The sequence below is a fragment of the Hydrogenophaga sp. Root209 genome, from assembly GCF_001428625.1.
Lineage (GTDB): Bacteria > Pseudomonadota > Gammaproteobacteria > Burkholderiales > Burkholderiaceae_C > Hydrogenophaga.
In genome coordinates, this window is record NZ_LMIE01000006.1 from 120,844 (window position 1) to 145,404 (window position 24,561).

Here is a 24,561-nt window from a genome sequence, read left to right on the forward strand (position 1 = left end):
AACCGGTTCCGCGGCACCACTGGGTTGGGCGTGTTCGCACGCCTGCTGCTGCTGGCTTTCACTCTGTGCGCAGCCGGCGCATGGGCCCAGGCCCTGCCCATTCCCGCCGTGCCGGCTGCGGCAACCGCCACCACCGGTCCGTCGCTGCCGCTGATGATCGGCCAGGGCACTGGCAGCACCAGTTATTCGGTGCCGATCCAGACGCTGCTGTTCTTCACCGCGCTCTCGTTCCTGCCGGCCGTGCTGCTGCTCATGACGGGTTTCACCCGCATCGTGATCGTGCTCTCGCTGTTGCGCCAGGCACTCGGCACGCAGTCGGCCCCGCCCAACCAGGTGATCGTCGGCCTCTCGCTGTTCCTCACCCTGTTCGTGATGGGCCCCACGCTGGACAAGGTGTACGCCGACGCCTACGAGCCCTACTCGCGCAACGCCATCACATTCGACCAGGCGCTGGAGCGCGGCCAGGGTCCCATGCGCGCCTTCATGCTCAAGCAGACGCGCCAGTCCGACTTTGAACTCTTCGCCAAGCTGGCCAAGCTGCCGAACGACGTGACGGCAGAGAACGCACCGTTTCGCGTGCTGGTGCCGGCCTTCGTCACCAGCGAGCTCAAGACCGCGTTCCAGATCGGTTTCATGATCTTCATCCCCTTCCTGGTGATCGACATGGTGGTGGCCAGCGTGCTGATGTCGCTGGGCATGATGATGCTGTCGCCGGTGCTGGTGGCGCTGCCGTTCAAGCTGATGTTGTTCGTTCTCGCCGACGGCTGGAACCTGCTCATCGGTTCCCTCGCCGCATCGTTTGCACAGTAGGTAAGAACATGGATCCACAAGCCGCTCTCACGATGGCGCAGAACGCGCTCTTCATGCTGCTCATGGTGGCCGCGCCGGTGCTGGCCACGGTGCTCGCGGTGGGTCTGGTGGTGAGTCTGTTCCAGGCCATCACGCAGATCCACGAGGCCACGCTGGCCTTCGTGCCCAAGCTGATCGCGGCCATCGCGGTGTTCGCCATCGCCGGTCCCTGGATGATGACGACCATGGTCGAGTTCATCCGCAGCACGATCCTCTCCATTCCGAACTACGCGATCTGATCGCGCGCCGGACACACTGACCATGCCCACGTTCACCGAAGCGCAGGTGATGGCGCTGGTCTCGCCGGTGTTCTGGCCCTTTCTGCGCATCCTCGCGGTCTTCTCCAGCGCGCCGATCTTTTCCTCGCGCTCGGTACCGCTGCGCACGCGCGTGGCGCTGGCCTTCCTGGTCGCGGTGTGCGCTCAGGCCGGCCTCACCGACCAGCCCATGATCGCGATCAACGATCCGCAGGCGTTCTCGGTCGTGATGCAGCAGGTGGTGGTGGGCATCGCCATCGGCCTGGCGGTGCGCATCGTGTTCGCCTCGGTGGAGCTGGCCGGCGAGATCATCGGTCTTCAGATGGGCCTGAACTTCGCGGGCTTCTTCGATCCCTCGACCAACGCGCAGTCGAGCACCGTGGGCCGCTTCTTCGGCAACACCACCATGCTGCTGTTCGTGGTGATGGGCGGCCACCTCATGCTGCTGCAGGCGGTGATCGCCAGTTTCAACACCTTCCCCGTGGGCGGCGGCGCGCTCGACTCGATCAACCGCATGCAACTGCACGAGCTCGGCGCCGTGGTGTTCCGCTACGGCCTGTGGATCGCGCTGCCCATGATTGCCATGCTGCTGTTCGTCAACATCGTGCTGGGCTTTGTCTCGCGCATCGCGCCGCAGATGAACGCATTCGCCATCGGCTTCCCGCTCACGCTCTCGGCCGGTCTGGTGGGCATTGCGTTCACGCTGCCCATGCTGGACGCACCGGTGCTCGCGCTGATGAAGCTGGCCACCGAGATCTTCACCGGGGGTTGAACGACCGGCACATCCGCAGACGGGTCAGCGCAGCGACGCCAGGTGCGCGGCCAGCGACTCGATCTCGGCATTGCTGAGATCGGCAAGGAGCGGATCCGGCTTCGCGGCCGTTCCGTGCGACCGGCGGCCGCCTCGCATCAGCTGCAACGACCATGCCGTGTAACGCGCCCTTTGCCCGCCGAGCCGTGCTGCGCCGGCGTTCGTCCCCTGCAACGCCGGCCCGTGGCAGTCGGCGCATCGCAGGCGATCGACCAACGCGCGGCCGGCATCGCTGCCGGACGATTCCGTTGTGCGCGGTGGCAGCAGCGCCGCATAGTGTTCGGCGAGGTCGTCGACATCCTGTTCGCTCAACTCCTGCGCCAGGCTCACCATCACCGGGGCGGTTCGCTTGTGCTCGCGGAAGGCGCGCCACTGCGCAATGAAAGCGGCCTTCGGCTGCCCTTCAAGCAACGGAAGCGTGGAGTGGATCGTTTCCGTGGATGAGTGGCAGGAGACGCAGCGCGCCGCGGCGAGCCGTGCGCCGGATGCAGCGTCGCCGGCCATCGCTCCGTGCGCGACCAGGAGGCAGCCTGACAGCGCAGCAGCCGCAGCTGCGTGCCTGGAACGGTCAGTGATCGAGCACAGCATTCGTGGTCCGGCGGATCTGGAGCAGCAAGGATACTGATTCGCGTTGTCCAACGCGATGCAGACCTCCATGTCTGCAGGATATCTGGCCACATCGCTGAGGCGGCTGCGTTCAGACGCAGGCCGTGCAACGGGTGCAGACCGTCACCGTTTTCAAGCTCGACCGCAGGCCGCGCCGGGGGATGTCGCAAGGGGGATGATGGCCACCGCCGCGCCCTGCAAGACCAGAGGGGCGGCTTCCCGCATGGCCGCCACGAAACGGCGCAGCCGGGCCGGATAGAAGCGTGCGTACGGATAGGTGAGGTACAGCGGCAGCGACGGCGCCTGCCATTCAGGTGCCAGCCGCAAGAGCCGCCCCGCAGCGATGTCGTCCGCCACCATCCAGGCCGAGACAATCACCGCGCCCAGGCCCGCGAGAGCCGCATTGCGACAGACGTACAGGTTGTCCGAACTCAGCCTCGGACGGATCGCGAACTGCCGGATCTCACCGGTGGCAGCGTGCGTCAGCGAGACCTCGTTGCGGTAGTAGGTGCGCAGCGCCAGCCAGGGCAGGTCCGAGAGCGCCTGCGCATGCTGCGGCACCGGCGCACCCTGCAGCACGGCCGGGGAGGCCACCACGATGCGCGGCACGTCCACCAACTTGATCGCCACCACCGCAGGATCGCGCACCTCGCCGACCTGCAGCGCGCAGTCGATGCCCTCGCCAATCATGTCGTGTACGTCGTCGCGCAGCAGCCACTCCACGCTCATCAGCGGGTGGGCGTGCAGGAACTCGGCCAGCGGCCGCACGAACTGCTCCTGCCCGAAGGCGTGGGGCGCGAGCACGCGCAGGCTGCCCTTGGGCTCATCGCCGACACCACGCAACTCGGCCTCGAAGGCCTCCCAGTTCTCCAGCAGGACCTTGGCGCGCTCGAAGCAACGCTCGCCATCCTCCGTCAGGCGCATGGCGCGGGTGGAACGTTGCAACAGGCGCACGCCCAACGTGCGCTCCAGCGCCTGCAGCCGCCGGCTGACGGTGGGTTGCGTGGTGTTGAGCTGGGCCGCGGCGCCCGACAGACTGCCCGCCTCCACGATGCGCACGAAGGTCTGCATCAGGTCCAACCGGTCTCCGGCGGCAGACGTTGCGGGTGGTGGCTGGACGTTTTTCATGCGTGCATCGTATATCTGAAGTGCCGATCCGCCGTCTACCGCTTGGCCAAAGGGCATGTCAGAGTCGTAACCACTCCAAAAGCAAGGGTTTCCACCATGTCACTCATCCGCACAGCGAATACCGACAACAAGGCGCATGCCGCCGACGCCGGGTTGTCTCCAGGCCTTACCCTCCTGCTCGCCACCGGCGCCGGCCTGGGCGTGGCTTCGATCTACTACAGCCAGCCGATGCTGGGCGTGCTCGGCGAGGACACCGGTGCCAGCGCCCAGACGTTGGGCCTCGTGCCCACGCTGACGTTGCTGGGCTACGCGCTCGGCATCCTGCTGACCTCCCCGCTCGGGGACCGCCACGACCGCCGCACACTCATCCTCATCAAGGTGGTGCTGCTCGTCGCCAGCCTGCTGGCAGCGGCGATGTCACCCTCGGTGGCGATGCTGCTCGCCGCCAGCCTGGCCATGGGCGTGGCCGCCTCGCTCGCGCAGGACATCGTGCCGGCCGCCGCCACGCTTGCACCCGAGGCCGAGCGCGGCAAGGTCGTGGGCACGGTGATGACCGGGCTGCTGCTGGGCATCCTGCTCTCGCGCGTGGTCGCCGGCTTCACCGCCGAACACCTGGGTTGGCGCGCCACCTTCCTCGGCGCCGCGCTGGCCACCACCGTGCTGGGCGCGGCCCTGTGGCGGTTCCTGCCGCACTTCAAGCCCACCACCCAGCTCGGCTACGGCGCGCTGCTGGGCTCGCTGCTGACGCTGTGGCGGCAACACACCGCGCTGCGCCGCGCCGTGTCCGCGCAGGCCTTGCTCGCGGTGGGCTTCAGCGCCGTGTGGTCCACGCTGGCCATCTGGCTGCACGGCGCCCCGTTCCATCTCGGCGCGTCGGCCGCCGGCGCCTTCGGTCTGGCGGGTGCGGCCGGCGCGCTGGCCGCGCCGCTGATGGGCCGCCTGGCCGATCGCCATGGTGCGCACGCCATCACCTTGTTGGGCAGTGGCATCGCGGCGGTGTCGTTCGCGGCCATGGCACTGACCCCCTGGCTGCCGCACGATCTGCAACTGGTGTGGCTGGCCGCCACCGTGCTCGGCTTCGACCTGGGCTTCCAGTCCGCGCTGATCGCGCACCAGACCCTGATCTACGGGATCGACCCCGGCGCGCGCAGCCGCCTGAACGCGGTGCTGTTCGTCTCGATGTTCAGCGGCATGGCGTTGGGCGCAGCACTGGCGAGCGCGCTGTTTGCGCACTGGGGCTGGATGGCGGTGAGTGCGTTGGCGAGCGGGGCTGCCGTGCTGGCGCTGGTGGTGAGGTGGATGCCGGTGGGCGGTGCCACGCAACCCAACTGACGGGCGATCCCCTCGCCGCCATGCAGCATTCGTCATACCTCAGTCCGCGTACTGGCCCGCGGCCTTGATCACCTGGGACCATCGCTCCTTTTCCGCCTCCAGAAACTTCCGGTGCCCGGCCGGTTCCAGCCGCTCGCCGGTGGTCACCGTCAGCCCCAGGGCCTCCTGCTTCTTGATGAGATCGGGGTCCGTGAGCGCGAGCTTCAACGCCGCGTTGAGCCTGGCGAGCACGGCCGGTGGCGTGCCCTTCGGTGCGTAGAGCCCGTGCCAGACCTGCACGTTGAAGCCAGGCAGACCGGCCTCCGCCAGCGTGGGCGTGTCCTTGAGCACCGGCAGCTGCAGGCGCTGCAGACTGGTGACGCCATAGACCTTGACCTTCTTGCCCTCGATCTGGGGCACGGCGTTGGTCGCCTGTTCGCACATCAGGTCCACCTGCCCGCCGAGCATGTCGGTCATCGCGGGTGCGGTCCCCTTGTAGGGCACGGGTGTCATGTTGGCCTTCAACGCGCTCTGCAGCATCAAGCCACACAGGTGGGACGCGGAACCGACGCCCGCGTTGGCCAGGTTCACCTTGTCGCCGCTGGAGGCGATCCACTGCCGCAATTCGGCGAAGTTGTTCGCCGCGAGACCGGGCTTGCCGATCAGAACCGAGGGCGCTTCATTGACCACGCCCAGCGTTTCGAAGTCTTCAGGCACCTTGTAGGTGAGCTTGCGGTACAGCGCGAGCGCGGTGGCCATGCCGATGTGGTGCACCAGCAGGGTGTAGCCGTCCGGCGTGGCCCGCGCCACCTTGGCGGAACCGATCGTCCCGCCCGCACCGCCCGCGTTCTCGACCACCACGGTCTGCCCGAGCGGTTTGCGCAGCGCTTCCGCCACGTCCCGCGCGATCTTGTCGCTCGGTCCACCGGCCACGAAGGGAACGACGAGGGTGATGGGTTTGTCCGGAAACTCGGCGAATGCGAAGTGGGATGAGCCGAGAACGGCCAGGCCGGCGACCGAGCGCCAAAGAATGTTCATGTGTGTCTCCTCCAGTGGGTGTGGTTCAGTGGTGCGCTCAGGCAGAGAGCGCGGTCATTTCGCGGAACAGGTCCGCCTTGCCTTCGAAACCAATACCGGGCAGTTCGGGCAGCGTCACGAAGCTGTTTTCGACCTTGACGCCATCGGGGAAACCGCCGAAGGGCTGGAACAGATCCGGGTAAGACTCGTTGCCGCCCAGGCCCAGGCCGGCCGCGATGTTCAACGACATCTGGTGGCCACCGTGCGGGATGCAGCGGCTGGCCGACCAGCCGTGTTCCTTGAGCATGTCCAGCGTCTTGAGGTACTCGACCAGGCCGTAGCTGAGCGCGCAGTCGAACTGCAGCCAGTCGCGGTCCGGGCGCATGCCGCCGTAGCGGATGAGGTTGCGCGCGTCCTGCATCGAGAACAGGTTCTCACCCGTGGCCATCGGGTTCTTGTAGTAGTTGCGCAGCGTGGCCTGCAGTTCGTAGTCGAGCGGGTCGCCCGCTTCTTCGTACCAGAACAGGTCGTACTGCGACAGCGCTTTGGCGTAGGCGATCGAGGTGTCGAGGTCGAAGCGGCCGTTCGCGTCGACGCAGAGTTTCTGGCCGTCCTGAAGCACCTCCATGATGGAATCGATGCGGCGCAGGTCTTCGTCGAGCGAGGCACCGCCGATCTTCTTCTTCACCACCGTGTAGCCCCGGTCGATGTAGCTGCGCATCTCGTCCTTGAGCTTGTTGTGGTCCTGCCCGGGGTAGTAGTAGCCGCCCGCCGCGTAGACAAAGATCTTGCGGTTGGGTTTGCCGTCGCCGTAGCGGTCGGAGAGCAGCTGGAACAGGGGCTTGCCCTCGATCTTCGCGACGGCGTCCCACACGGCCATGTCGATGGTGCCCATGGCCACTGATCGTTCGCCATGCCCACCGGGCTTCTCGTTGGTGAACATGGTGTTCCAGATCTTGTGCGGATCGAGGTTGTTGCCGCTTTCGTCGATCAGGGACGCCGGGTCGGCTTCCATCACGCGCGGGACGAAGCGCTCGCGCATCAGCTTGCCCTGGCCATAGCGGCCGTTCGAGTTGAAACCGTAGCCCACCACCGGCTTGCCGTCGCGGATCACGTCGGTGACCACGGCCACGAGGCTCAGCGTCATCTTGCTAAAGTCGATGTAGGCATTGCGGATGGGGGAACTGATGGGGATGGTCTTCTCACGGATTTCAACGATCTTCAAGGAGGGCTCCTGGTGGTTTGCTTTGAGAGCCCGTATGGTCGGCATCGTTGGCTGGCCTGGCCAATGTTCTTTTTCGCTGCTTCCATGCACTGGACGAACCGCTCATGAATTTCACCTGGCTCGAAGACTTCGTGGCGCTGGCGGCCACCGGCAATTTCTCGCGCGCCGCGGAAGACCGGCACAGCTCGCAACCCGCGTTCAGCAGGCGCATCCGCGCGCTGGAAGAATGGGTCGGCACCGATCTGTTCGATCGCAGCTCACAGCCCGCGCGGCTGACGGAGGTCGGTGAATGGTTTGCCGGCGTGGCGCACGAGTTGATCAACCGGGTCGAGCGTGTTCCGGGTGAAGCCCGGCAGGTCGCCGAGGCCAGTTCGGTGACGCTGCGCATCGCGTCCACGCACGCGCTGTCGTTCACCTTCCTGCCGCGCTGGTTGCGCGGCCTCGAGTCGCAGACAACGCTGGGGCCGGTGCAGCTGATGTCCGACGTGCTGCAGCGCTGCGAGGCGCTGATGTTGCAGGGCCAGGCGCAGTTCGTGCTGACCCATGCACACGCCCATGCACCGGGCGCGCTGGACGCGGAGCCGTATCGCAGCGCCCGCATCGGCGAAGACCGGCTGATCGCCGTGTCGGCGCCAGATGGGCATGGAAAACCGCAGCATCCACTCGCCGGCTCCAGGAGCGCGGCGGTGCCCGTGCTGAAGTACACCGAAGAGTCGGGTCTGGGCCGGATCACACGCGCCGTGCTGGACCGCCGACTGGAGGTCTTTCCCGTGCAGGTGGTCTTCACCGCCCACCTGGCCTCCGTGCTCAGGACCATGGTGCTCGATGCACGCGGCCTGGCCTGGCTGCCCCAGACCCTGGTGCAGGAAGACCTCGACCAGGGCCGGCTGGTGGCCGCCGCCGGCAGCGACTGGAACGTGCCCCTGGAGATCCGCCTCTACCGCAACCGCGAACTGCTTGGCCGCGCCGCGGACGCCTTCTGGAAATCCGCGGCCGGGGTGTGACGCTCAGAGCTTGAGAGTGAATCGGGAGGGATGAGCGGGCATGAACGATTTGCTCTCAAGCTCTCAGGCCAGCAAGCGCGGCACCGCCGCCACCAGCATGGCCACGCCCGAGAGGGCCAGCAGCGACAGCACCAGCTTGCGGAAGGCGACCTCGCTCAGGCCCACATACAGCCGTGCGCCCAGCAGCACCGGCACCAGCAGCGCCACCGCCACCACCGGCAACAGCGGCCACATCGCGCGCGTGACCGCGCCCGTGGCCACGTAGCCCAGCATGGTGAACGACAAGGCGGCGAGGTTGAAGTTCTGCACGATGGCGCGCTGCCGGTCCTTCTCCATGCCGCGCAGCGTGCACCACAGCGTGGGCACCACGCCGGTGAAGCCGCCGATGCCACCCATGAAGCCACCCGCCGCGCCAGCCACGCCGTCGGCCAGACGACCACCACGCGAGATGCGCGGCAGGCGCGACGACACCAGCATGGCCGGGCACCAGACCACCAGCACGCTGCCCAGGATCAGCTTGAAGAGATCGGCGTTGAGGTGCGGCAGCACCGCGATGCCGATGGGCACGCCCACCGCGCCCCCGGCCAGAAAGGGCCACAGCGCCGGCCAGCGAAAGCCGCGTCGGGTGGTGAACACGGCCACCAGCTGCCCGGTGAGCGAGCCGAACACCGCCAGCACCGCCGCCACGCGCGGGTCGATGCCCCAGACCCAGAACGACATGGCCACCATGCTGAAAGCAAAGCCCGAGAGGCCCTGCACGAAGCCGGCCACAGCCGCACCCACCACCAGCAACCACAGCTCGGGTGTCATGCCGCACTCACTCCCACGTCAGGCGCGAAAGCTTCCATTCGCCCGAGATGCGGCGCCATTCCAGCCGCACCTCGTAGGGTGCAGCCCGCTCCGGGATCAGCCCCTGCGCGCCCGTGACCACCACCTGCGCCTGCGTGAGGCCGGATTGCGGCGCGGTGGGGTCGATGCTGCTCTTGCGTGAGAGGGCGATCACCTTGACGCTGGCATAGCGCAGGAACATGAGCGTCATGGTCTTGCGCGCCCAGTCGCGGTCGAACCCGGTCTGGGCCTGAAAGCCCGCATCCAGCTGGTCGATCACCGCGCCGGTTTCCTTGGCTTCCAGGTTGTCCTGCAGTTGCTGCACGGCGGCCTCCAGTTGGGCTTGCGGATCGTCCTTGCCGCAGGCGGACAGGGTGAGGGCCAGTGCCAGGAGGAACGGGGTCAGGAAAATTCGGCGGTCCATCTGCGATCCTTCAAGAAGGGACGTTGAACAAGGAGTGAACAAGGCGCTGAGCGATGCCCGCATTCTTACCCCTGCCGGCACTGGCCAGGCGCCACCGTTCGGCCTATGCTCGCAGACCCGGCGGCTGAACCGGTCGTCCACTTCGGGCATCCGCTGTGGCTGCGCTGGGCGAAAGGACTGAACATGCTGACCCACGCATCCGTCACGACCATGCTGCCTGTCATCGACATGGCACGCGCCCGCGCTTTCTACGAGGGCTCGCTGGGCCTGCAACCCGGCGGCTTCAAGCCCGACGGCAAGTTTGTCTACGAGGTGGGCGGCAGCACGCTGGCGCTGTTCCCCAAGCCCGAGGGGACCAAGGCCGACCACACGGCGATCAGTTTCAAGGTCGCCGACATCGCCGCCAGCATCGCGGAACTCAAGCGCGCGGGCGTCGCCTTCGAAGACTACGACTTCCCCGGATTGAAGACCATCGATCACGTGTGCGTCCTGGGCTCGGAGAAGGCCGCCTGGTTCAAGGACACCGAGGGCAACTACCTGTGCCTTCACGAGGACGTCTGAGAGGACACGATGCCCTGAAGCCCGGCGGGTGCGGCCCTCAACGCTCCGCGATGTAGTGCGACATGGTCGCGCTCTCGCCCTCGGCGAGAAAGGCGCGGATCTCGGTCTCCAGCGCGCGGTCGGCCACGGTGGCGCGGGCGCGCTGGTGCAGGTAGTCGGCCCACGAGGCCACGATGAAGCGCTCCACGTACCGCGAAGGCTCGCCCAGGTCGCGGTAGACGCGCCAGAAGCTCGCGCCGTCGCGCCGGCGCGGATCCTTCATGTGGCTGATGGTGTCGAGAAAGGCCTGATCAACGCCCGGCCGGATGCGGTAACCCACCTCGACCGCCACCGGACCAGCCGACGGGCTGGGTTCGTCCACCACGAAGAGTTCGTCCCACGGCGTGCCCTGCGTCACCTCGTGCAGCGCACCCATGCGCAGCGGAAACGGGCGCACCAGCAGCAGCCCTGCGGCCATCACCACGCCCGCGGCCACCAGCGCGGCCGTGAGCCCGGCGATGTCGGACACCGCGCCCCAGAAGGCCGAGCCGATGGCAAAGGCCCCCAGCGCGGAGACGATGTGCAGCGCCACGGCGCGCGAGCGCACCCAGGGCGGCGCGCTGGCCTGGGTGGCGGTGTTGAAAGTCGACATGGTGGCCATCCACGCCGCACCGCCAAAGGCCATGGCGACGTAGACCACCGAAGGCACACGCACCCACGCGGCGAGCAGCATGACCGCGGCAAACACCGCGCAACTGAGTGAAACGATCGCGTCCAGCGCGAAGCGAGCGCGCAGCCGGCCGATGACCAGGCCCGAGCACACAGCGCCAGTGCCCAGGCACCCCATGAGCAGACCAAAGCCTTCGGCACCGGTGCCGAGCTGGCGCTGCGCAATCACCGGCAGCAGCGCCCACAGCGCCGAGCCGGCCGCGCTGAACGCCATCACCCGCACGAGTTGCGCCAGGATGATGCGCGAGTGCCAGGCAAAGCGCAGGCCACTGAGCGTTCCACCCCACAGGCGCTCCGGCGGCAGGCTCGACGGCGGGTGCGCGCGCGGCGGCCAGCGTCGGATCGACTCCCACATGACCAGCGTGGTGAACACCGTGACCACGAACACCCAGCCCGCGCCCAGGCGCGCGAACAGCAGGCCGGCCAGCGTGGGGCCGATGGCGCGCGCCGCGTTGTAGGCGATGCCGATGGCGGTGATGGCCTGCGGCCACTCTTCGCGCGGCACCGGGTCGACCACCGAGGAGTTCCACGCCGGTGTGAGCACCGCCGTGCAGCAGCCGCACACGAACACCAGGAACAGCACCGACCCTGGCCCACCCCAGCCCGCCAGCACCAGCGCGGCCAGCAGCGTGCAGGCGGCCACCTGCGCGATCAACGCGCCCGAGATCAGGCGCCGGCGGTCGGTGGTGTCGGCCAGCACACCGGCGGGCAGGGCCAGCAGGAACATGGGCAGGAACACCGCCGTCTGCACCAGAGCGGCCAGAAACGACGAACCGGTGAGCTCGACCATGAGCCAGGCCGCCGCCATGGTCTGCATGCCGGCGCCGATGAAGAAGACCGCGCCGCAGATCCAGAGACCGCGAAAGGCGGGTTGGCGCAGGGGACTCCAGATCGAGGTGGGGGCGGTCATGGGCCATTATTCCGCAGTGGGTCCGGCGCGCGGCCATTACACCCCAACAATCAGAAAATAACCTTGTGAATCAAGTTGTAAATTGGTTTTAATAGCAGGCGACCAATACCATTCAGACACAAAAAAGGCGGCCATGCAGCCGCCTTTTTCAATTAATCGAGCGCTTCAGGGATTGGCACGCCGGCGACGGAATGTCCCCACGCCGAGCAATGCAACACCCAACAAGGCCAGCGTGCCGGGCTCTGGAATTCGTGCTATTGCACTGACGTTCTGCGCAATCGGGAGGACAGCGTCCGGGGTGTCGGGGCCGATGCCGGGCTGAGGCGGAAGTTGAGCGATGTCGTCGAAGATTTCATCCTTGGGATCGTGTCCGGGCACACCCGTATCAGGGCTGCCAGGAGCGGCGATGTCGGTAGGGGTGCCGGGTTCGCCACCGTTGTCAAGGATCTGCTCTGGGATCAACAGTGAGGGCACGTCGTCAGCAGGAGCGCCCGCTTCCAAACCCGGAGCACCCGCGCTTGCTGGACCGGCGCCCCGGCCGCCCGAGGTTCCCCCGCCCGTTCGCGGAGCGATATTGGGGGCCAGACCAGCCACAGCGAGACCATTGGGAGTGGACAGGCCACCACTCCCTCGGGTCGAGCCGGATCCAACGCGCATGGAGGCCTGGTTGTTGGACATTGTTTCGTCAACCGCTCCGGCAAACACGGCCCATGCGTCATCACCCTTTTCGACGGATGCGGAAGGGAGCTCCACCGGCTTCAGATCGCCATTTCCAATTTGAAGTACTTCACCCACCACCTGCGCGCCCACAACGCCTTCACTTTTTACCGTGACATGTTCCACATGGGCCAGTTTGACGCTGACCTCCTCGATCAGCTTCAATGCATGAGCTTTGATGGACGGGACCGACAGCGCTGCGACCGACAGCGTGACAATCGACAACGCTGTGGCGGCAGCGATTTTCAAATAGGTGTTCATCTGAGGTGCCCAATAAATCCATATGAAACCGCTCTGGAAATCAGATTGGATCAACTTGGGAGATACAGCGCACATTGCGTGCCAGCAGCGTAATTCTTCTATGTAACAACCAGTTGTGAATTGTGGCCATCCAAAGCCACAAAAAAAGCTTGGCAAGTGTCAAATTTTTCGACACTTGCCAACCCTGACTGCCCAAGAGGGTTCAAACGATGCCGTTGCGGATCGCGTAGACGGTGAGTTCGGCGTTGTTGGCCAGGTGCAGCTTCTCCAGCACGCGAGCGCGGTACACGCTCACGGTCTTGGGGCTGAGCATGAGTTCCTCGGCGATGTCGGAGAGCTTCTTGCCCGACGCGATCTTCTGCAGGGTCTGCAATTCACGCTCGGACAGGCTGGCGTGCAGCTCTTCGCTTTCGGGCGCGTTCAGGTTGTCCACCAGCATCTGCGCCACCTCGGCGGTCACGTACTTGCGGCCCTGCATCACGGTGCGGATGGCGGCCACCAACTCGGCCGGTTCGCCGGCCTTGTTGAGGTAGCCGCGCGCGCCCGCCCGCAGACAGCGGATCGCGTACTGGTCTTCCGGGTACATGGAGACCACCAGCGTCTTCACGGTGGAGCCCTCTTCCTTCAAGGCCGCCAGCACCTCCAGCCCGCCGCGTCCGGGCATGTTGAGGTCGAGCACGAGCACATCGCACTCGGTCTTGCGCATGGCTTCGCGCAGCTCGGGGTAGCTGCCGGCTTCGCCCACCACCTGGATGTCGGTGGCCTCCGAGATGGTGTCGCGGATGCCGCGTCTCACCACCGCGTGGTCGTCACACAAAATCACCTTGATCATGGGCTTCCTCTGCGGTTTTCACCGCGTTGTCCGGGTTTTGGGGTGATGTCAGGGGCACCGACAGGATGACCGATGTGCCCCTGGGCGAAGTGCTCACGTCGAGCCAGCCGTCCACCTTGGCGGCGCGCTCGCGCAGGCCCAGCAGCCCGAAGGACTTCGTCTTGCGCAGGGCGTCCGGGCTCATGCCCTGCCCGTTGTCGGAGACTTCCAGCGTCAGCACACCTTCGCCATCGCTCAGGTCGATCTCGACCGCGGTGGCCTTGGTGTGCTTGGCGATGTTGGTGAGGGCTTCCTGCGCCGTGCGGTAGGCCACGAGTTGCACGTCCAGCGGCACGTCGATCTGGTCGGACGATCGGCGGATGGTGACCCGCAAGCCGCTGCGGCGCTCGAAGCCGCCGGCCAGCCACTGCACCGCGGCCACCAGGCCCTGGTCGAGGATGGGTGGGCGCAGGTTCATCATGATGCGCTGGCTCGCGCCCAGCGCGTGCTGCAGCATTTCCATGGCCGTGCCCACGTGTTTGAGCACGTCGGCATCGGTTTCGCGCCGGCCCACCCAGGCCAGGTCGAGCTTGACGGCCGCCAGCGCGCCGCCGATGTCGTCGTGGATCTCGCGCGCGATGTTGGCGCGCTCCTGTTCGATGCTGGTCTGCAGGTGCTCGGCCAGTTCGGCCAGGCGCTGGCGCGATTCGGCCAGTTCCTGGGCGGCGCGCGCGCGCTCGCGCCGCGTCTCCGACACCTCGATGGCCCGTTCGATCACGTGCGAGAGGCGGTGCATGCTGTCCTTGAGCAAATAGTCGCTCACACCGCGGTGCATCGCATCCACCGCCGCCGTCTCGCCGATGGCGCCGGAGAGGATGACGAAAGGAATCTCGATCCGCATCTCGCGCACCACGTCCCAGGCATCCATGCCGGTGAAGCCGGGCAGGTGGTAGTCGGCCAGCACCACGTCGAAGCGCCCGCTCAACAGTTCGCGGCGGAAATCGTCCAGCGTGTCGACCAGCACCACCTCGCTGGGCAGCTTGCTGCGCTGCAGGGCGAACTTCACCAGCGCGTGGTCCACGCGCGAATCTTCCAGATGCAGGATGTGAACCGGTGGTTTGTCGAGGTTCTTGGACATGCCTGGTGGAATGTTGGGGTGTCGGGATCGGCCGGGGTTGCCCGGTGGCTGGTGGCCGCGACTGGACAACTCGGGAAATGGTGCTGAATTTGGCCGGTTATCTGCCGATACAGCTTCCTACAGACCTTGAAAATTGTACTGCCCACCCTATTCCGTTCGCCCTACCGAGCAACCACATGGACCACCTGACGATGCAGCATCCCCCGCCGTGCGTCTCCCTGCCCGTGAACCTGGTGGCCAATCTCCAGGACTCGCTGCTCATGGCAGTGACCGACCTGCAGCGCCTGGAAGGCCTGCTCGACCACGCCACCTCCAATCTGATGGAGCGCTTCGGCACGGCCAACCAGGCCCTGGGCGCGCTGCCGGAAAACCGCCAGGGCGAACTGGGCCCCATCCGCACCAGCCTGCACCAGGCCGTGACCGAACTGCAGTTTCACGACATGGCCACCCAGTTGATCGTGCACACCGGCAAGGTGCTGCAAAGCTGCGCCTGGCGCCTGGCCGAAGAGGCCATGGAACCCGAAGAGGGCGAGATACCGCTGGGGCTGGACCCCATGCCCGAGCGCCCCAGCCCGGTGACCCAAAGCGAGATGGATGCCGGTTCCATCGACCTGTTCTGATTTTCCCGAATCCCCGATTCAAGACCCTTCGGTATCTGCCGATATTTGACCGAAACACGGAGTAAGCCATGCGATCCATTCTTGCCGTAGACGACTCGGCTTCCATGAGAAAAATGGTGTCGTTCACCCTCACCGGCGCGGGCTACCACGTGGTCGAAGCGGTGGATGGTCAGGACGCCTTCGAGAAGGCCCAGACCCACAGCATCGATCTGGTGCTCACCGACCAGAACATGCCCAACATGGACGGACTGAGTCTCACGCGCAAGCTGCGCGAACACCCCAAGTTCAAGACCACGCCCATCCTGATCCTGACCACCGAGTCCAGCGACCAGATGAAGCAGGCCGGCCGCAGTGCAGGCGCCACGGGCTGGTTGGTCAAGCCCTTCGATCCCAGCCGGTTGATCGAAGTGATCCAAAAAGTCATCCGATAAACGCGTGCCGCTCTCAAGCAGCCAAGGAGACCCCACATGGGTGAAATGATGAACGAAAGCCAGAGTCTGGCCAACGACATTGACCTGAGCCAGTTCTATCAAATCTTCTTTGAAGAAGCAGGCGAAAACCTTGACCAGATGGAGCAGATGCTGCTCGCGCTGGATGTGGAAAAAGCCGACGACGAAGAGCTCAACGCGATCTTCCGCTGCGCCCACTCCATCAAGGGTGGTGCCGCCACCTTCGGCTTTGCCGACGTGGCCGAACTCACGCACCAGATGGAGTCGCTGCTGGACAAGCTGCGCCGCCACGAACTCAACCCGACCGCCGCCATGGTGGACGTGCTGCTCGAATCCAGCGATGCGCTGCGCCTGCAGCTCGGACACCACCAGGGCCGAGGCAACGAATCGCCCGTCACCAGCAGCCTCGTGGCCCGCATCTATGCGCTGGCCAACGGCGAGGATGCCGAGGGCACCGACGCCGCACCGGCACCGGTGGTGGCTGCACCCGTGGTGGTGGAAGCGCCCGCTCCCGCCCCGGCCCGCGTGATCAACAAGCCGGTGGTCAAGGCCACCCGCGAACTGGAAATCCACATCGGCCCGCTGGACAACGTGGCACAGGCCGACGGTGTGGCAGAACTCTTCCGCGACATCCCCGGCCTGGGCACCATCGAGCCCCTGCCCTGCGACCAGTTCAACAAGCGCGTCTACCGCGCCACCACCACCTCGTCCGACGCCGACCTGATGGACCTCTTCACCTTCCATGTGAGCAAGGAAGAGATCCGCATCGTTGACTGCGCAGCCCCCGCCGACGACGCCTCGGTGTCCGCCGCACCAGTCCTGGCCGACGGCCAGGACTTCGGGTTCTTCGAAGGCGCGCCGGGTGTGCCGGCCCACGCCGTGGCAGCCGCCGCACAAGCGGCGATCACCGCGCCCGACAGCAGCGCCAGACCCGCTGCCACCGCCGCGCCGAAGGTCGAAGCCCGCGCCAGCGCACCGGCCGCGATGGAGTCGAGCACGCTGCGCGTCTCGGTCAGCAAGGTGGACCAGCTCATCAACCTGGTGGGCGAACTCGTCATCACCCAGGCCATGCTGGCGCAAAAGAGCCGCGAGCTCGACGACGGCGCCAACCAGCCGTTGCTGGCGGGTCTCGCCGACCTCGACCGCAACACCCGCGACCTGCAGGAAGCGGTGATGTCGATCCGCATGATCCCGATGTCGGTGGTGTTCAACCGCTTCCCGCGCATGCTGCGCGACCTCGCCAGCAAGCTGGGCAAGAAGGTCGAGCTGGTCACGCAGGGCGAATCGACCGAACTCGACAAGGGTCTGGTGGAGAAGATCACCGACCCGCTGACCCACCTGATCCGCAACAGCTGCGACCACGGCATTGAAATGCCGGAAGACCGCCGCGCCAAGGGCAAGACCGAGCACGGCACGATCACGCTGTCGGCCACGCACGAAGGCGGCTCGATCCTGATCGAGGTGCGCGACGACGGCAAGGGCCTCTCGCGCGAGAAGCTGCTGACCAAGGCGCGCGAGAAGGGCATCGACGCACCCGACTCGATGACCGACACCGAGGTGTGGAACCTGATCTTTGCGCCCGGCTTCTCCACCGCCGACGAAGTGACCGACGTGTCCGGCCGTGGCGTGGGCATGGACGTGGTCAAGAAGAACATCACCGCGCTCAACGGCACGGTGGAAATCGATTCGGCCGAAGGCTACGGCATGCGCGTCTCGGTGCGCCTGCCGCTCACCCTGGCCATCATGGACGGCATGTCGGTGCGCGTGAGCGACGAGGTCTACATCCTGCCGCTGTCCAGCGTGATCGAGTCGTTCCAGATCAAGCCCAACGACATCAACACCCTGGCGCAAGGCGCGCAGGTGGTCAAGGTGCGCGACGAATACATGCCGGTGATCGAGCTGGAGCGTGTGTTCCAGGTGCCTCGCTTCGAGCACAGCGGTGCCAGCCCGATCATGGTCGTGGTCGAAGCCGACGGCCAGCGCGTGGCTCTCATGGTCGACGAGCTGCTAGGCCAGCAACAGGTGGTGATCAAGAACCTGGAGTCGAACTACCGGCGCGTGCCCAACGTCTCGGGCGCCACCATCCTGGGCGACGGCAAGGTCGCGCTGATCCTGGACACATCGAGCCTGGTGCGCCGCTCGCGGCACTGACTCCCTTCGAAGAACACCCCGCGCGCCTGGCGCGCGCAGTCCCCAACCGGTCAGGACACCCGATGCTGCAGCAGACCCCTTCCCCTCAACGCGCCGCACGTCCGGTGCCTCCGCCACGCGCGGCGGCGTCCGAAGACGGACCGCTGGCCGAGGGCCGTGAGTTTGTCTGGTCCGACGCCGACTTCTCGCGCATCAAGGCGCTGATCTACAAGAAGGCCGGCATCAGCCTGCACGACGGCAAGCACGCCATGGTCTACAGCCGCGTCTCGCGCCGCCTGCGCGAAACCGGTCACGACAGCTTCAAGACCTACCTCGACTGGCTCGAACACCACGACGGTGCGGAGTGGCAGGAATTCATCAACGCACTGACCACCAACCTCACGGCGTTCTTCCGCGAGCAACACCACTTCGAGATCCTGGCGCAGATGTTTGCCGCCAAGCGCTCGCAGAACTGGCGCATCTGGTGTTCGGCGGCCTCCACCGGCGAAGAGCCCTACTCGATCGCCATGACCGCCTCCGAGGACCTGGGCGCCGGCGGCTCGTTCGAGATCGTCAACAGCGACATCGACACCAAGGTGCTGGCCACCGCGCAGCGCGGCGTGTACAAAGCCGATGGCACCAAGGGCCTGAGCCCGGAGCGCATGCAACGCTTCTTCATGCGAGGGAAGGGCAGCAACGAAGGCTTCATGCGCGTGAAGCCCGAACTGCAGAAGAACATGACGTTCCAGGCCGTGAACCTGATCCACGATCTGCCGTTTCGTGAACCCTTCGACGTGGTGTTCTGCCGCAACGTGATGATCTATTTCGATGCCGCCACGCAGCGCCAGGTGCTCGAGCGCATCCACCGCGTGATGAAGCCGGGAGGCATGCTGTTCGTGGGTCACGCCGAGAACTTCAGCGACGCCCGCCATCTGTTCACGCTGCGCGGAAAGACGGTCTATGAACGCCTTTGAAGGCAAAACCATGACTCCCCCACGCTCATCGTTTCACGTATCGCTGCCCCCTGAGGGGGTGGTTCAGCGCCTTCGGGCGGCCGGGCGGCGCTGACATGATCGCCGCCCCCATCTCCACACTCAACCAGCTCAAGGCGCGCAAGAGCAAGCCGGGCGAGGCGAGTTTTTTCTATCACGACCACCACTTCCAACAGGATTCGGTGAAGGTGCTGCCCGGCGAGTACTTCGTCACCGCCGACGACATGATGGTGATGACGGTGCTGGGTTCCTGCATCGCCGCCTGCATCTACGACCCACGCGCGCGTGTCGGCGGCATGAACCACTTCATGCTGCCCGACGGCGGCAATGAGGCGGGCGGGCGCTATGGCTCGTTTGCGATGGAACTGCTGATCAACGAAATGATGAAGCTCGGCGCGCGACGCGAGACCATGCAGGCCAAGGTGTTTGGTGGCGGCCAGGTGATGCACACCTTCACCACCATGAACGTGGGCGAGCGCAACACGCAGTTCGTGCTGGACTACCTGCACACCGAGCGCATCGCGGTGATCTCCAAGGATGTGCTCGACATCCACCCGCGCAAGGTCTGCTACTTCCCGGCCACCGGCAAGGCCATGGTCAAGCGCCTGGCCCATTCGCACCCCGAAACACTGGAAACCCAGGAACGCAAGAGCAGCGCCTCGGTCGTCGCCAAGGCCGCGGCCGGCGGCTCCGTCGATCTGTTCTAAGGGAGAACAAGACATGGCAAAAATCCGAGTGGTTGTGGTGGACGATTCCGCCCTGGTGCGCAGCCTGCTCACCGAAATCATCAACCGCCAGGCCGACATGACCTGCGTGGGCGCCGCGGCCGATCCGCTGGTGGCGCGCGAGATGATCCGTGAACTCAACCCCGACGTGATCACGCTGGACGTGGAGATGCCGCGCATGGACGGGCTGGAATTCCTCTCGCGACTGATGCGCCTGCGGCCGATGCCGGTGGTGATGGTCTCCACCCTGACCGAACAGGGCGCCGAGACCACGCTGCGCGCACTGGAGATGGGCGCCGTGGACTTCGTTGCCAAGCCGCGCATCGGCGTGAGCAGTGGTCTGCAGGAGCTGGCCGGCGACATCGTGGACAAGATCCGCGTGGCGGCGAGCGCCCACGTCAAGCGCCTGCCGCCCGCGCCCGGCGCCGGCGCGGCCCCCGCCGGCAGCGGCGCTGCCGAGCCGCCGCGCGCCGCGCTGCCGCGCGTGTCGACCGAAAAGATCATCTGCATTGGCGCCTCCACCGGTGGCACCGAAGCCATCCGCGAGGTGCTCATGCCCATGCCGGCCGATGCGCCAGCGATCGTGATCACCCAGCACATGCCGCCGGGCTTCACCACCAGTTTTGCCAACCGGCTCAACACGCTGTGCCGCATCCGCGTGCAGGAGGCCCAGCACGGGCAGCGCATCCTGCCCGGCCATGCCTACATCGCCCCCGGTGGCCACCACCTGCGCATCGACCGCAGCGGCTCCAACTACGTGGCCGTGGTGGAAGACACCGAACCCGTCAACCGCCACCGCCCTTCGGTGGAGGTGCTGTTCAAGTCGGCCGCGCGCGTGCTCGGCCCCAACGCGCTGGGCATCATGCTCACCGGCATGGGTGCCGACGGTGCGCAGGCCATGCGCGAGATGAAGGACGCAGGCAGCTACAACTACGTGCAGGACGAAGCCAGCTGCGTCGTCTTCGGCATGCCCCGCATGGCCATTCAGTACGGGGCAGCACACGAGGTGCTGCCGCTGTCGCAGATCGCAGCGGCCGTGCTCGCCCGCCTGGCCAGCGCGCCGGCTGGTGTGCGGCACCGCATCTGACGACCGACCCGAACCGGACGAGGAATCTCCCGTGCACCAACCCACTGTCGCGCTGCTGATCGCGGTGTCGGTTCTCGTGATGTGGCTGGTGTTCCTCTTGCGTCGCCAGGCGGGTCACATCGACGATCTTCAACGCACTCTCCACGAACTCACAGTGGCCAGGGATCCAGCTGAAGCCGTCGATCTGGACAAGAGCGCGTTCCACACCCCGCTGCAAGAACTTGAACCCGCCGACGCCGCGCACCCGCCCCAGGCACCGACGGCCAGCGCGACCGGCCTGATCGACGCGGCTTCGTACAGCGAGGTCGTCTCGATGATGCCACCCGCCACCATGGACGAATTGTTGGGCACCTTGTTTGACCCGCCCGAAGGCGGCGTGCATGTGCTGGTCGCGTCCCTGGCAGTCGGTGATGCGGCGCAGATTGCCCACCACGCGCGCAAGCTCAAGGGGTCGGCGAACTTGCTCGGCTTTCGGGCACTGGTGCGCACGTCGGCCCAGATCGAACGCCTGGCCCAGGAGGACAACCCCGTGTTGCGCCGTGAGCTGGGCAACCAGCTGCTGGTCGACATGACCCGAACGCAGCAGGCCCTGCGGCGGTATTCGCCAGCCCTGACCGTTTGAGGCGCCACAGCCTCCTTGTCCGTCAGACCCGCTCGCTGATGATGGTGCCGGCTTCCAGCGGCGCCAGGCTGTTGTTGCCGTGTTCGTCGTAGGCAATCACCTCACCACCGGGCACCTCGGGCGGCGTGTCCAGCGCAACCGCCTCTTCGGTGACGGCCGGCAGCACCGGCCAGGGCATGCCCTGGGGCGCAGCCTCTGTGTCGGGCTCAGCGCCCGGCGACCGGGGCAACGGGCGGCGTGACAGGGTGGAGGCGGCCACGGCCGAGAGGTCGGGGGCGGTGTCGCTCTGGTTGCCGGGCAGCGCCTCACCCTTCGGTTCGACACCCAGCGCCTGCTCGACCACCGCGGCACTGGCCGCCCACATGTTGGAGAGCACTTCCTGCAACCGGTCCATGGCCCTGCTGTGGATCGCCTTGTCGGCTTCGGCCTTTTTCAGCGCCTGCTCCGCGCGCTGCGCGACGACTTGCTGCTGGGCCTGGGCCGCGGCCTGGCCGGGAGCATCGGTCGCGGCGGGCCGGGGCAGCAAGGGAGTGGCCGAGCCGGGCTCGTCATCCCCCCTGGCCATCGGCCGGCGGGCTTCGCGTCGGGGCTCCACATCGGCCTGCGCCTCACGCCCCCCGGACTGCACGGGCTTGATCGCCGGTGTGGCCGCGACCGGCGCCACGGCGGTGGACGGCGGCGTCGACCAGGACACGGGGCTGGTGGTGGAAATGTTGATCATGGCGGACCCTTCGCGTGGCCACCGAGCGCAAACATGCCCGGTGTTCTTGGTTCTCTATCGGCGGTCTGGAGGCGGACTTGAGGCTTCTTTCCGGAATATTTCAGAACCCACCCGAGCGACCGTGCGCCAGCGAACATCTCCTGGCTCGATCGGCCACCAGAATGCTGCGGATGAACTTCACCCACCGCCCCGCACCATGCTGAACACCACCTGGGACCTGCTGCGCGACACCGTGAACGCCTGGCTGGACGACTACGCGCCCAGCATGGGCGCAGCCCTCGCGTTCTACACGCTGTTCTCCATCGCTCCGTTGCTGCTGATCGTGATCTCGGTGGCCGACCTGCTGTTTGGCGAACCGGCGGCGCGTGGCGAGATCCTGGCCCAGCTGACCCAGCTGGTGGGCACCGACAGCGCGGTGGCGGTGGACTCGCTGTTGCAAGGTCTGAACCGCCCACGAGCGGGCGTGTGGGGCACGCTGGTGGGCGTGGCAGTGGTGGTGGCGGGCGCGACCACCGTGTTTGCCGAACTGCAGGACGCGATGGACCGCATCTGGCGCGCGCCACCCCACCCCGAGGGCGGTGGCGCGTTGCGATTCCTGCGCGTGCGCCTGCTCTCCACCACCATGGTGCTGGGCATCGGCTTCCTGCTCATGGTCTCCCTCGTGCTGAGCGCGGCCATGGCAGCACTGGGCAAATGGTGGGCGCCGTGGCTCGGTGAGCTGGCGCTCATCGCCGACGCGATCAACTTCGGGCTGAGCTACCTGTTCGTCACCACCGTGTTTGCCATGATCTACAAGTGGATGCCGCGTGTGCCCGTTGCCTGGCGCGACGTGTGGATGGGCGCAGCCATCACCGCGCTGCTGTTCACCGTGGGCAAGGAGCTCATCGGCCAGTACATCGGGCGCAGCGGCGTGGCCTCGGTGTTTGGCGCGGCGGCGTCCATCGTGGTGCTGCTGTTGTGGGTGTACTACTCGGCGCAGGTGTTTTTGCTCGGGGCGGAGTTCACCAGCGTGTACGCGCACCGGCATGGCTCGCTCAAAGGGTGGGAGCCCCCAGCTCCGTTGACACCCTAGTTTCAATCGCCGGGGGGTGCAAAACCCCTCGATCGGGCCGACACCCAGGCGCCCACCCTGGGCGCAATCGCCCAGCCGCGGCACCACTTTGCCTGCCAAGCCACTCATGCGGTCTTCATCCACACAGATTGCCCCATGAAACGCTCCAACACCTCAGCCGCCACCAACCGCCGTGCGCTCACCCTGCACCACAATCCCTTGCTCAACGACCCGGAGGTGGTGGCCTTCCTGGACGGCGGCCCGGTGCGCATCTTTGGCGGGCTGGGAGAAAAGCTGATCCAGGCCAACGAGCCAGCTTTGCTGCTCGAATACATCGCGGTGAGCCAGTGCAGCATGTTCCACCTGCAATGGCTCAACGACCGGTTTGAAACGATGGCCCTGCCCGAGGGACTGCTCGAGTACCTGCTCGAGCACATCGATCGGGCGAGCGGCCTGACCATGCTCACGGTGCAGGGGGCAGCGCTCTCGACAGCCTGCTGCACCCTGATGCAGAACGCGCTGGCCAGCCCGGCTTGTGCACTCACCGCCCTGACCTTCGAGGACTGCCATTTCGTCGATCCGCATGTGCAGTTTCCCCTGCGGGCGCCGACCATCCGCACGCTGCATTGGCATGAGAACACTCGCCTGCCCGGCGCTGTGTCGCCGATGGACCAGATGCTGTCCGCACTGGCCGGCTGGGACCACCTGGAAAGCACGAGCCTGATCATGCGGGAAGGTCTGCTCAATTTCGCCACGATCACCCAGATGCTCACGCACAACCCGAAGGTCACGCACCTGCACCTGATGTGTGACACCGCGCCCACCGCGCCTGGCGATGCCGCCTACCAGCCCCAGCAAGACCCGGCCTTGCTGTTCAACCTGCTCGAGAACAACCAGATCCCGCTGGTGAAGCTGGAAATCTATGTGCGCGATGCGCGCAACCCGGCGTTCAACCGCCATTTTCTGCAGCACCTGAGCCAGTGCCTGATGACCAACACCACACTGGAATCGCTCTACGCACCAGGCATCGGGATGAGCACCCACGCGGATCTGGCGCAGTTCAACACCAGCCTGAACGCCAACCACTCCCTGCTCTATCTGGCGCCGCTGGAGCCCTTCAACGACAAGGTTCCGCCTCCCTTGCGCAGAAATGATCGCCAGCGCCACTGGTTCACGCAGGACTTCGTGCTGGGTGCGGCCGAAGCTTTTGTGCGCTTGATCGAATTGCCGTCGGAACTCGGGCCGAAGGTGGGCAACCACCTGGCGTCCACTCCGCTTGAGCGCATCTACTGCGGCGCCCTGATGGCCCTGGTCTGCAAATCCACCCACCAGGGCGCGGTGAAGCTGCGCAGTACAGGTCTGCGCGAAGCGCTGCTGATCTACATCCGCACCAACGACCGGGATCACTGCCTGGAACTGCTCCATGCGCTGGTGCGCAACAAAGTGGATTTGTTGCCCGAGGACAAACGTGTGGTCGTCGAGTACGCCAACAGCCGCAACCGCCAGGACTTCCTGCCGCACGGCTACGCGCTCTGAGCACTGGGGCCGCAGAGCCTGCACCAGCGACCGGTCCAGGAGCCTGCGCCCGCCACCGCAAA

At 66.2% G+C, this 24,561-nt stretch carries 26 protein-coding genes; 15 read left to right on the forward strand and 11 right to left on the reverse strand.

The window, feature by feature from the left end; translation table 11 throughout:
- Positions 1–30: 30 nt before the first annotated feature.
- Genes fliP through fliR form a run of 3 tightly spaced genes read left to right on the forward strand, consistent with a single transcriptional unit; the run spans position 31 to position 1,878 of the window.
- Entirely contained in the window at positions 31–810 is a 780-nt protein-coding gene (fliP, locus tag ASE11_RS07105; protein WP_414842432.1) for a flagellar type III secretion system pore protein FliP, read from the forward strand.
- 8 nt (positions 811–818) lie between these two features.
- Entirely contained in the window at positions 819–1,088 is a 270-nt protein-coding gene (fliQ, locus tag ASE11_RS07110) for a flagellar biosynthesis protein FliQ (protein WP_056268638.1), read from the forward strand.
- A gap of 22 nt (positions 1,089–1,110) precedes the next feature.
- Positions 1,111–1,878, forward strand: a complete 768-nt coding sequence (gene fliR / locus ASE11_RS07115) for a flagellar biosynthetic protein FliR (protein WP_056268640.1) — start codon at positions 1,111–1,113, stop codon at positions 1,876–1,878.
- 24 nt (positions 1,879–1,902) lie between these two features.
- Here fliR and ASE11_RS25240 read toward each other — a convergent pair whose 3' ends face one another.
- Positions 1,903–2,505 carry a c-type cytochrome gene (locus ASE11_RS25240; RefSeq protein WP_162258029.1) on the reverse strand — a complete coding sequence of 201 codons (603 nt, stop codon included), beginning with the start codon at positions 2,503–2,505 and terminating at the stop codon, positions 1,903–1,905.
- A gap of 150 nt (positions 2,506–2,655) precedes the next feature.
- Positions 2,656–3,651: a LysR family transcriptional regulator gene (locus tag ASE11_RS07130; RefSeq protein ID WP_056268647.1), complete on the reverse strand. Its 996-nt coding sequence runs from the start codon at positions 3,649–3,651 to the stop codon at positions 2,656–2,658.
- 96 nt (positions 3,652–3,747) lie between these two features.
- On the opposite strand from ASE11_RS07130, the gene ASE11_RS07135 reads away from it, so the two are divergent.
- Positions 3,748–4,983, forward strand: coding sequence for an MFS transporter (locus tag ASE11_RS07135; protein WP_056268649.1), 1,236 nt, complete (start codon positions 3,748–3,750; stop codon positions 4,981–4,983).
- 39 nt (positions 4,984–5,022) lie between these two features.
- Here ASE11_RS07135 and ASE11_RS07140 read toward each other — a convergent pair whose 3' ends face one another.
- Together ASE11_RS07140 and ASE11_RS07145 are read right to left on the reverse strand one after the other, a co-directional pair.
- Positions 5,023–6,000 (reverse strand): tripartite tricarboxylate transporter substrate-binding protein, encoded by a 978-nt coding sequence (locus ASE11_RS07140; RefSeq protein ID WP_056268651.1) that lies wholly within the window; start codon positions 5,998–6,000, stop codon positions 5,023–5,025.
- Positions 6,001–6,037: 37 nt separating this feature from the next.
- Positions 6,038–7,204: a mandelate racemase/muconate lactonizing enzyme family protein gene (locus tag ASE11_RS07145; RefSeq protein WP_056268653.1), complete on the reverse strand. Its 1,167-nt coding sequence runs from the start codon at positions 7,202–7,204 to the stop codon at positions 6,038–6,040.
- 104 nt (positions 7,205–7,308) lie between these two features.
- Between ASE11_RS07145 and ASE11_RS07150 the strand changes: the two genes are divergently transcribed.
- A complete protein-coding gene (locus ASE11_RS07150; RefSeq protein WP_056268796.1) occupies positions 7,309–8,208 on the forward strand; it encodes a LysR substrate-binding domain-containing protein in 900 nt (299 codons plus the stop codon).
- Positions 8,209–8,271: 63 nt separating this feature from the next.
- On the opposite strand, the gene ASE11_RS07155 is transcribed toward ASE11_RS07150, so the two are convergent.
- Both ASE11_RS07155 and ASE11_RS07160 read right to left on the reverse strand, forming a co-directional pair.
- Positions 8,272–9,018, reverse strand: a complete 747-nt coding sequence (locus tag ASE11_RS07155) for a sulfite exporter TauE/SafE family protein (RefSeq protein WP_056268655.1) — start codon at positions 9,016–9,018, stop codon at positions 8,272–8,274.
- Between the two features lie 7 nt (positions 9,019–9,025).
- Complete coding sequence (locus tag ASE11_RS07160; protein ID WP_056268657.1) at positions 9,026–9,460, reverse strand: hypothetical protein; 435 nt, start codon at positions 9,458–9,460, stop codon at positions 9,026–9,028.
- Positions 9,461–9,643: 183 nt separating this feature from the next.
- Between ASE11_RS07160 and ASE11_RS07165 the strand changes: the two genes are divergently transcribed.
- Positions 9,644–10,021, forward strand: coding sequence for a VOC family protein (locus ASE11_RS07165; RefSeq protein ID WP_056268798.1), 378 nt, complete (start codon positions 9,644–9,646; stop codon positions 10,019–10,021).
- Positions 10,022–10,058: 37 nt separating this feature from the next.
- Here ASE11_RS07165 and ASE11_RS07170 read toward each other — a convergent pair whose 3' ends face one another.
- The 4 genes from ASE11_RS07170 to ASE11_RS07185 all read right to left on the reverse strand — a co-directional run bounded on the left by ASE11_RS07170 (position 10,059) and on the right by ASE11_RS07185 (position 14,566).
- The gene (locus ASE11_RS07170; protein ID WP_056268659.1) at positions 10,059–11,639 is read right to left on the reverse strand and encodes an MFS transporter; all 1,581 of its coding nucleotides are present in this window, start codon (positions 11,637–11,639) and stop codon (positions 10,059–10,061) included.
- A gap of 165 nt (positions 11,640–11,804) precedes the next feature.
- A complete protein-coding gene (locus tag ASE11_RS07175) occupies positions 11,805–12,617 on the reverse strand; it encodes a PEP-CTERM sorting domain-containing protein (RefSeq protein ID WP_162258030.1) in 813 nt (270 codons plus the stop codon).
- A gap of 202 nt (positions 12,618–12,819) precedes the next feature.
- Complete coding sequence (locus tag ASE11_RS07180) at positions 12,820–13,449, reverse strand: response regulator transcription factor (RefSeq protein WP_056268663.1); 630 nt, start codon at positions 13,447–13,449, stop codon at positions 12,820–12,822.
- The gene (locus ASE11_RS07185) at positions 13,427–14,566 is read right to left on the reverse strand and encodes an ATP-binding protein (protein WP_056268665.1); all 1,140 of its coding nucleotides are present in this window, start codon (positions 14,564–14,566) and stop codon (positions 13,427–13,429) included. The genes ASE11_RS07180 and ASE11_RS07185 overlap by 23 nt, the downstream gene beginning before the upstream one ends.
- Before the next feature lie 176 nt (positions 14,567–14,742).
- On the opposite strand from ASE11_RS07185, the gene ASE11_RS07190 reads away from it, so the two are divergent.
- The 7 genes from ASE11_RS07190 to ASE11_RS07220 all read left to right on the forward strand — a co-directional run bounded on the left by ASE11_RS07190 (position 14,743) and on the right by ASE11_RS07220 (position 21,191).
- Positions 14,743–15,186, forward strand: a complete 444-nt coding sequence (locus ASE11_RS07190) for a hypothetical protein (protein WP_056268667.1) — start codon at positions 14,743–14,745, stop codon at positions 15,184–15,186.
- 68 nt (positions 15,187–15,254) lie between these two features.
- Positions 15,255–15,617: a response regulator gene (locus ASE11_RS07195; protein WP_056268669.1), complete on the forward strand. Its 363-nt coding sequence runs from the start codon at positions 15,255–15,257 to the stop codon at positions 15,615–15,617.
- A gap of 36 nt (positions 15,618–15,653) precedes the next feature.
- Entirely contained in the window at positions 15,654–17,786 is a 2,133-nt protein-coding gene (locus ASE11_RS07200) for a chemotaxis protein CheA (RefSeq protein WP_156406258.1), read from the forward strand.
- A gap of 62 nt (positions 17,787–17,848) precedes the next feature.
- On the forward strand, positions 17,849–18,739 hold the full coding sequence (locus ASE11_RS07205) for a CheR family methyltransferase (RefSeq protein WP_056268671.1): 891 nt from the start codon (positions 17,849–17,851) through the stop codon (positions 18,737–18,739).
- Between the two features lie 95 nt (positions 18,740–18,834).
- On the forward strand, positions 18,835–19,464 hold the full coding sequence (cheD, locus tag ASE11_RS07210; protein ID WP_056268672.1) for a chemoreceptor glutamine deamidase CheD: 630 nt from the start codon (positions 18,835–18,837) through the stop codon (positions 19,462–19,464).
- Positions 19,465–19,477: 13 nt separating this feature from the next.
- A complete protein-coding gene (locus ASE11_RS07215) occupies positions 19,478–20,569 on the forward strand; it encodes a protein-glutamate methylesterase/protein-glutamine glutaminase (RefSeq protein ID WP_056268674.1) in 1,092 nt (363 codons plus the stop codon).
- 31 nt (positions 20,570–20,600) lie between these two features.
- Positions 20,601–21,191 carry an Hpt domain-containing protein gene (locus tag ASE11_RS07220; protein ID WP_056268676.1) on the forward strand — a complete coding sequence of 197 codons (591 nt, stop codon included), beginning with the start codon at positions 20,601–20,603 and terminating at the stop codon, positions 21,189–21,191.
- Positions 21,192–21,213: 22 nt separating this feature from the next.
- Here ASE11_RS07220 and ASE11_RS07225 read toward each other — a convergent pair whose 3' ends face one another.
- Positions 21,214–21,912: a hypothetical protein gene (locus tag ASE11_RS07225; protein ID WP_056268677.1), complete on the reverse strand. Its 699-nt coding sequence runs from the start codon at positions 21,910–21,912 to the stop codon at positions 21,214–21,216.
- Positions 21,913–22,108: 196 nt separating this feature from the next.
- Here ASE11_RS07225 and ASE11_RS07230 point away from each other — a divergent pair, with 196 nt between their 5' ends.
- Both ASE11_RS07230 and ASE11_RS07235 read left to right on the forward strand, forming a co-directional pair.
- Positions 22,109–22,984, forward strand: a complete 876-nt coding sequence (locus ASE11_RS07230) for a YihY/virulence factor BrkB family protein (RefSeq protein WP_056268680.1) — start codon at positions 22,109–22,111, stop codon at positions 22,982–22,984.
- A 135-nt stretch (positions 22,985–23,119) separates the two neighbouring features.
- A complete protein-coding gene (locus ASE11_RS07235; protein ID WP_056268682.1) occupies positions 23,120–24,499 on the forward strand; it encodes a hypothetical protein in 1,380 nt (459 codons plus the stop codon).
- Positions 24,500–24,561 lie beyond the last annotated feature (62 nt).

Excerpts from the sequence above, each read along its gene's own strand:
- ASE11_RS07190 (WP_056268667.1), top strand. The coding sequence starts at position 14,743 with ATGGACCACCTGACGATGCAGCATCCCCCGCCGTGCGTCTCCCTGCCC.
- ASE11_RS07155 (WP_056268655.1), bottom strand. The coding sequence starts at position 9,018 with ATGACACCCGAGCTGTGGTTGCTGGTGGTGGGTGCGGCTGTGGCCGGC.
- ASE11_RS07185 (WP_056268665.1), bottom strand. The coding sequence starts at position 14,566 with ATGTCCAAGAACCTCGACAAACCACCGGTTCACATCCTGCATCTGGAA.
- ASE11_RS07150 (WP_056268796.1), top strand. The coding sequence starts at position 7,309 with ATGAATTTCACCTGGCTCGAAGACTTCGTGGCGCTGGCGGCCACCGGC.
- fliQ (WP_056268638.1), top strand. The coding sequence starts at position 819 with ATGGATCCACAAGCCGCTCTCACGATGGCGCAGAACGCGCTCTTCATG.
- ASE11_RS07230 (WP_056268680.1), top strand. The coding sequence starts at position 22,109 with ATGCTGAACACCACCTGGGACCTGCTGCGCGACACCGTGAACGCCTGG.
- ASE11_RS07130 (WP_056268647.1), bottom strand. The coding sequence starts at position 3,651 with ATGAAAAACGTCCAGCCACCACCCGCAACGTCTGCCGCCGGAGACCGG.
- ASE11_RS07180 (WP_056268663.1), bottom strand. The coding sequence starts at position 13,449 with ATGATCAAGGTGATTTTGTGTGACGACCACGCGGTGGTGAGACGCGGC.
- ASE11_RS07175 (WP_162258030.1), bottom strand. The coding sequence starts at position 12,617 with ATGAACACCTATTTGAAAATCGCTGCCGCCACAGCGTTGTCGATTGTC.
- ASE11_RS07135 (WP_056268649.1), top strand. The coding sequence starts at position 3,748 with ATGTCACTCATCCGCACAGCGAATACCGACAACAAGGCGCATGCCGCC.
- ASE11_RS07225 (WP_056268677.1), bottom strand. The coding sequence starts at position 21,912 with ATGATCAACATTTCCACCACCAGCCCCGTGTCCTGGTCGACGCCGCCG.
- fliR (WP_056268640.1), top strand. The coding sequence starts at position 1,111 with ATGCCCACGTTCACCGAAGCGCAGGTGATGGCGCTGGTCTCGCCGGTG.
- ASE11_RS07140 (WP_056268651.1), bottom strand. The coding sequence starts at position 6,000 with ATGAACATTCTTTGGCGCTCGGTCGCCGGCCTGGCCGTTCTCGGCTCA.
- ASE11_RS07215 (WP_056268674.1), top strand. The coding sequence starts at position 19,478 with ATGGCAAAAATCCGAGTGGTTGTGGTGGACGATTCCGCCCTGGTGCGC.
- ASE11_RS07160 (WP_056268657.1), bottom strand. The coding sequence starts at position 9,460 with ATGGACCGCCGAATTTTCCTGACCCCGTTCCTCCTGGCACTGGCCCTC.
- ASE11_RS07170 (WP_056268659.1), bottom strand. The coding sequence starts at position 11,639 with ATGACCGCCCCCACCTCGATCTGGAGTCCCCTGCGCCAACCCGCCTTT.
- ASE11_RS07205 (WP_056268671.1), top strand. The coding sequence starts at position 17,849 with ATGCTGCAGCAGACCCCTTCCCCTCAACGCGCCGCACGTCCGGTGCCT.
- ASE11_RS07235 (WP_056268682.1), top strand. The coding sequence starts at position 23,120 with ATGAAACGCTCCAACACCTCAGCCGCCACCAACCGCCGTGCGCTCACC.
- ASE11_RS07200 (WP_156406258.1), top strand. The coding sequence starts at position 15,654 with ATGGGTGAAATGATGAACGAAAGCCAGAGTCTGGCCAACGACATTGAC.
- cheD (WP_056268672.1), top strand. The coding sequence starts at position 18,835 with ATGATCGCCGCCCCCATCTCCACACTCAACCAGCTCAAGGCGCGCAAG.
- ASE11_RS25240 (WP_162258029.1), bottom strand. The coding sequence starts at position 2,505 with ATGCTGTGCTCGATCACTGACCGTTCCAGGCACGCAGCTGCGGCTGCT.
- ASE11_RS07195 (WP_056268669.1), top strand. The coding sequence starts at position 15,255 with ATGCGATCCATTCTTGCCGTAGACGACTCGGCTTCCATGAGAAAAATG.
- ASE11_RS07165 (WP_056268798.1), top strand. The coding sequence starts at position 9,644 with ATGCTGACCCACGCATCCGTCACGACCATGCTGCCTGTCATCGACATG.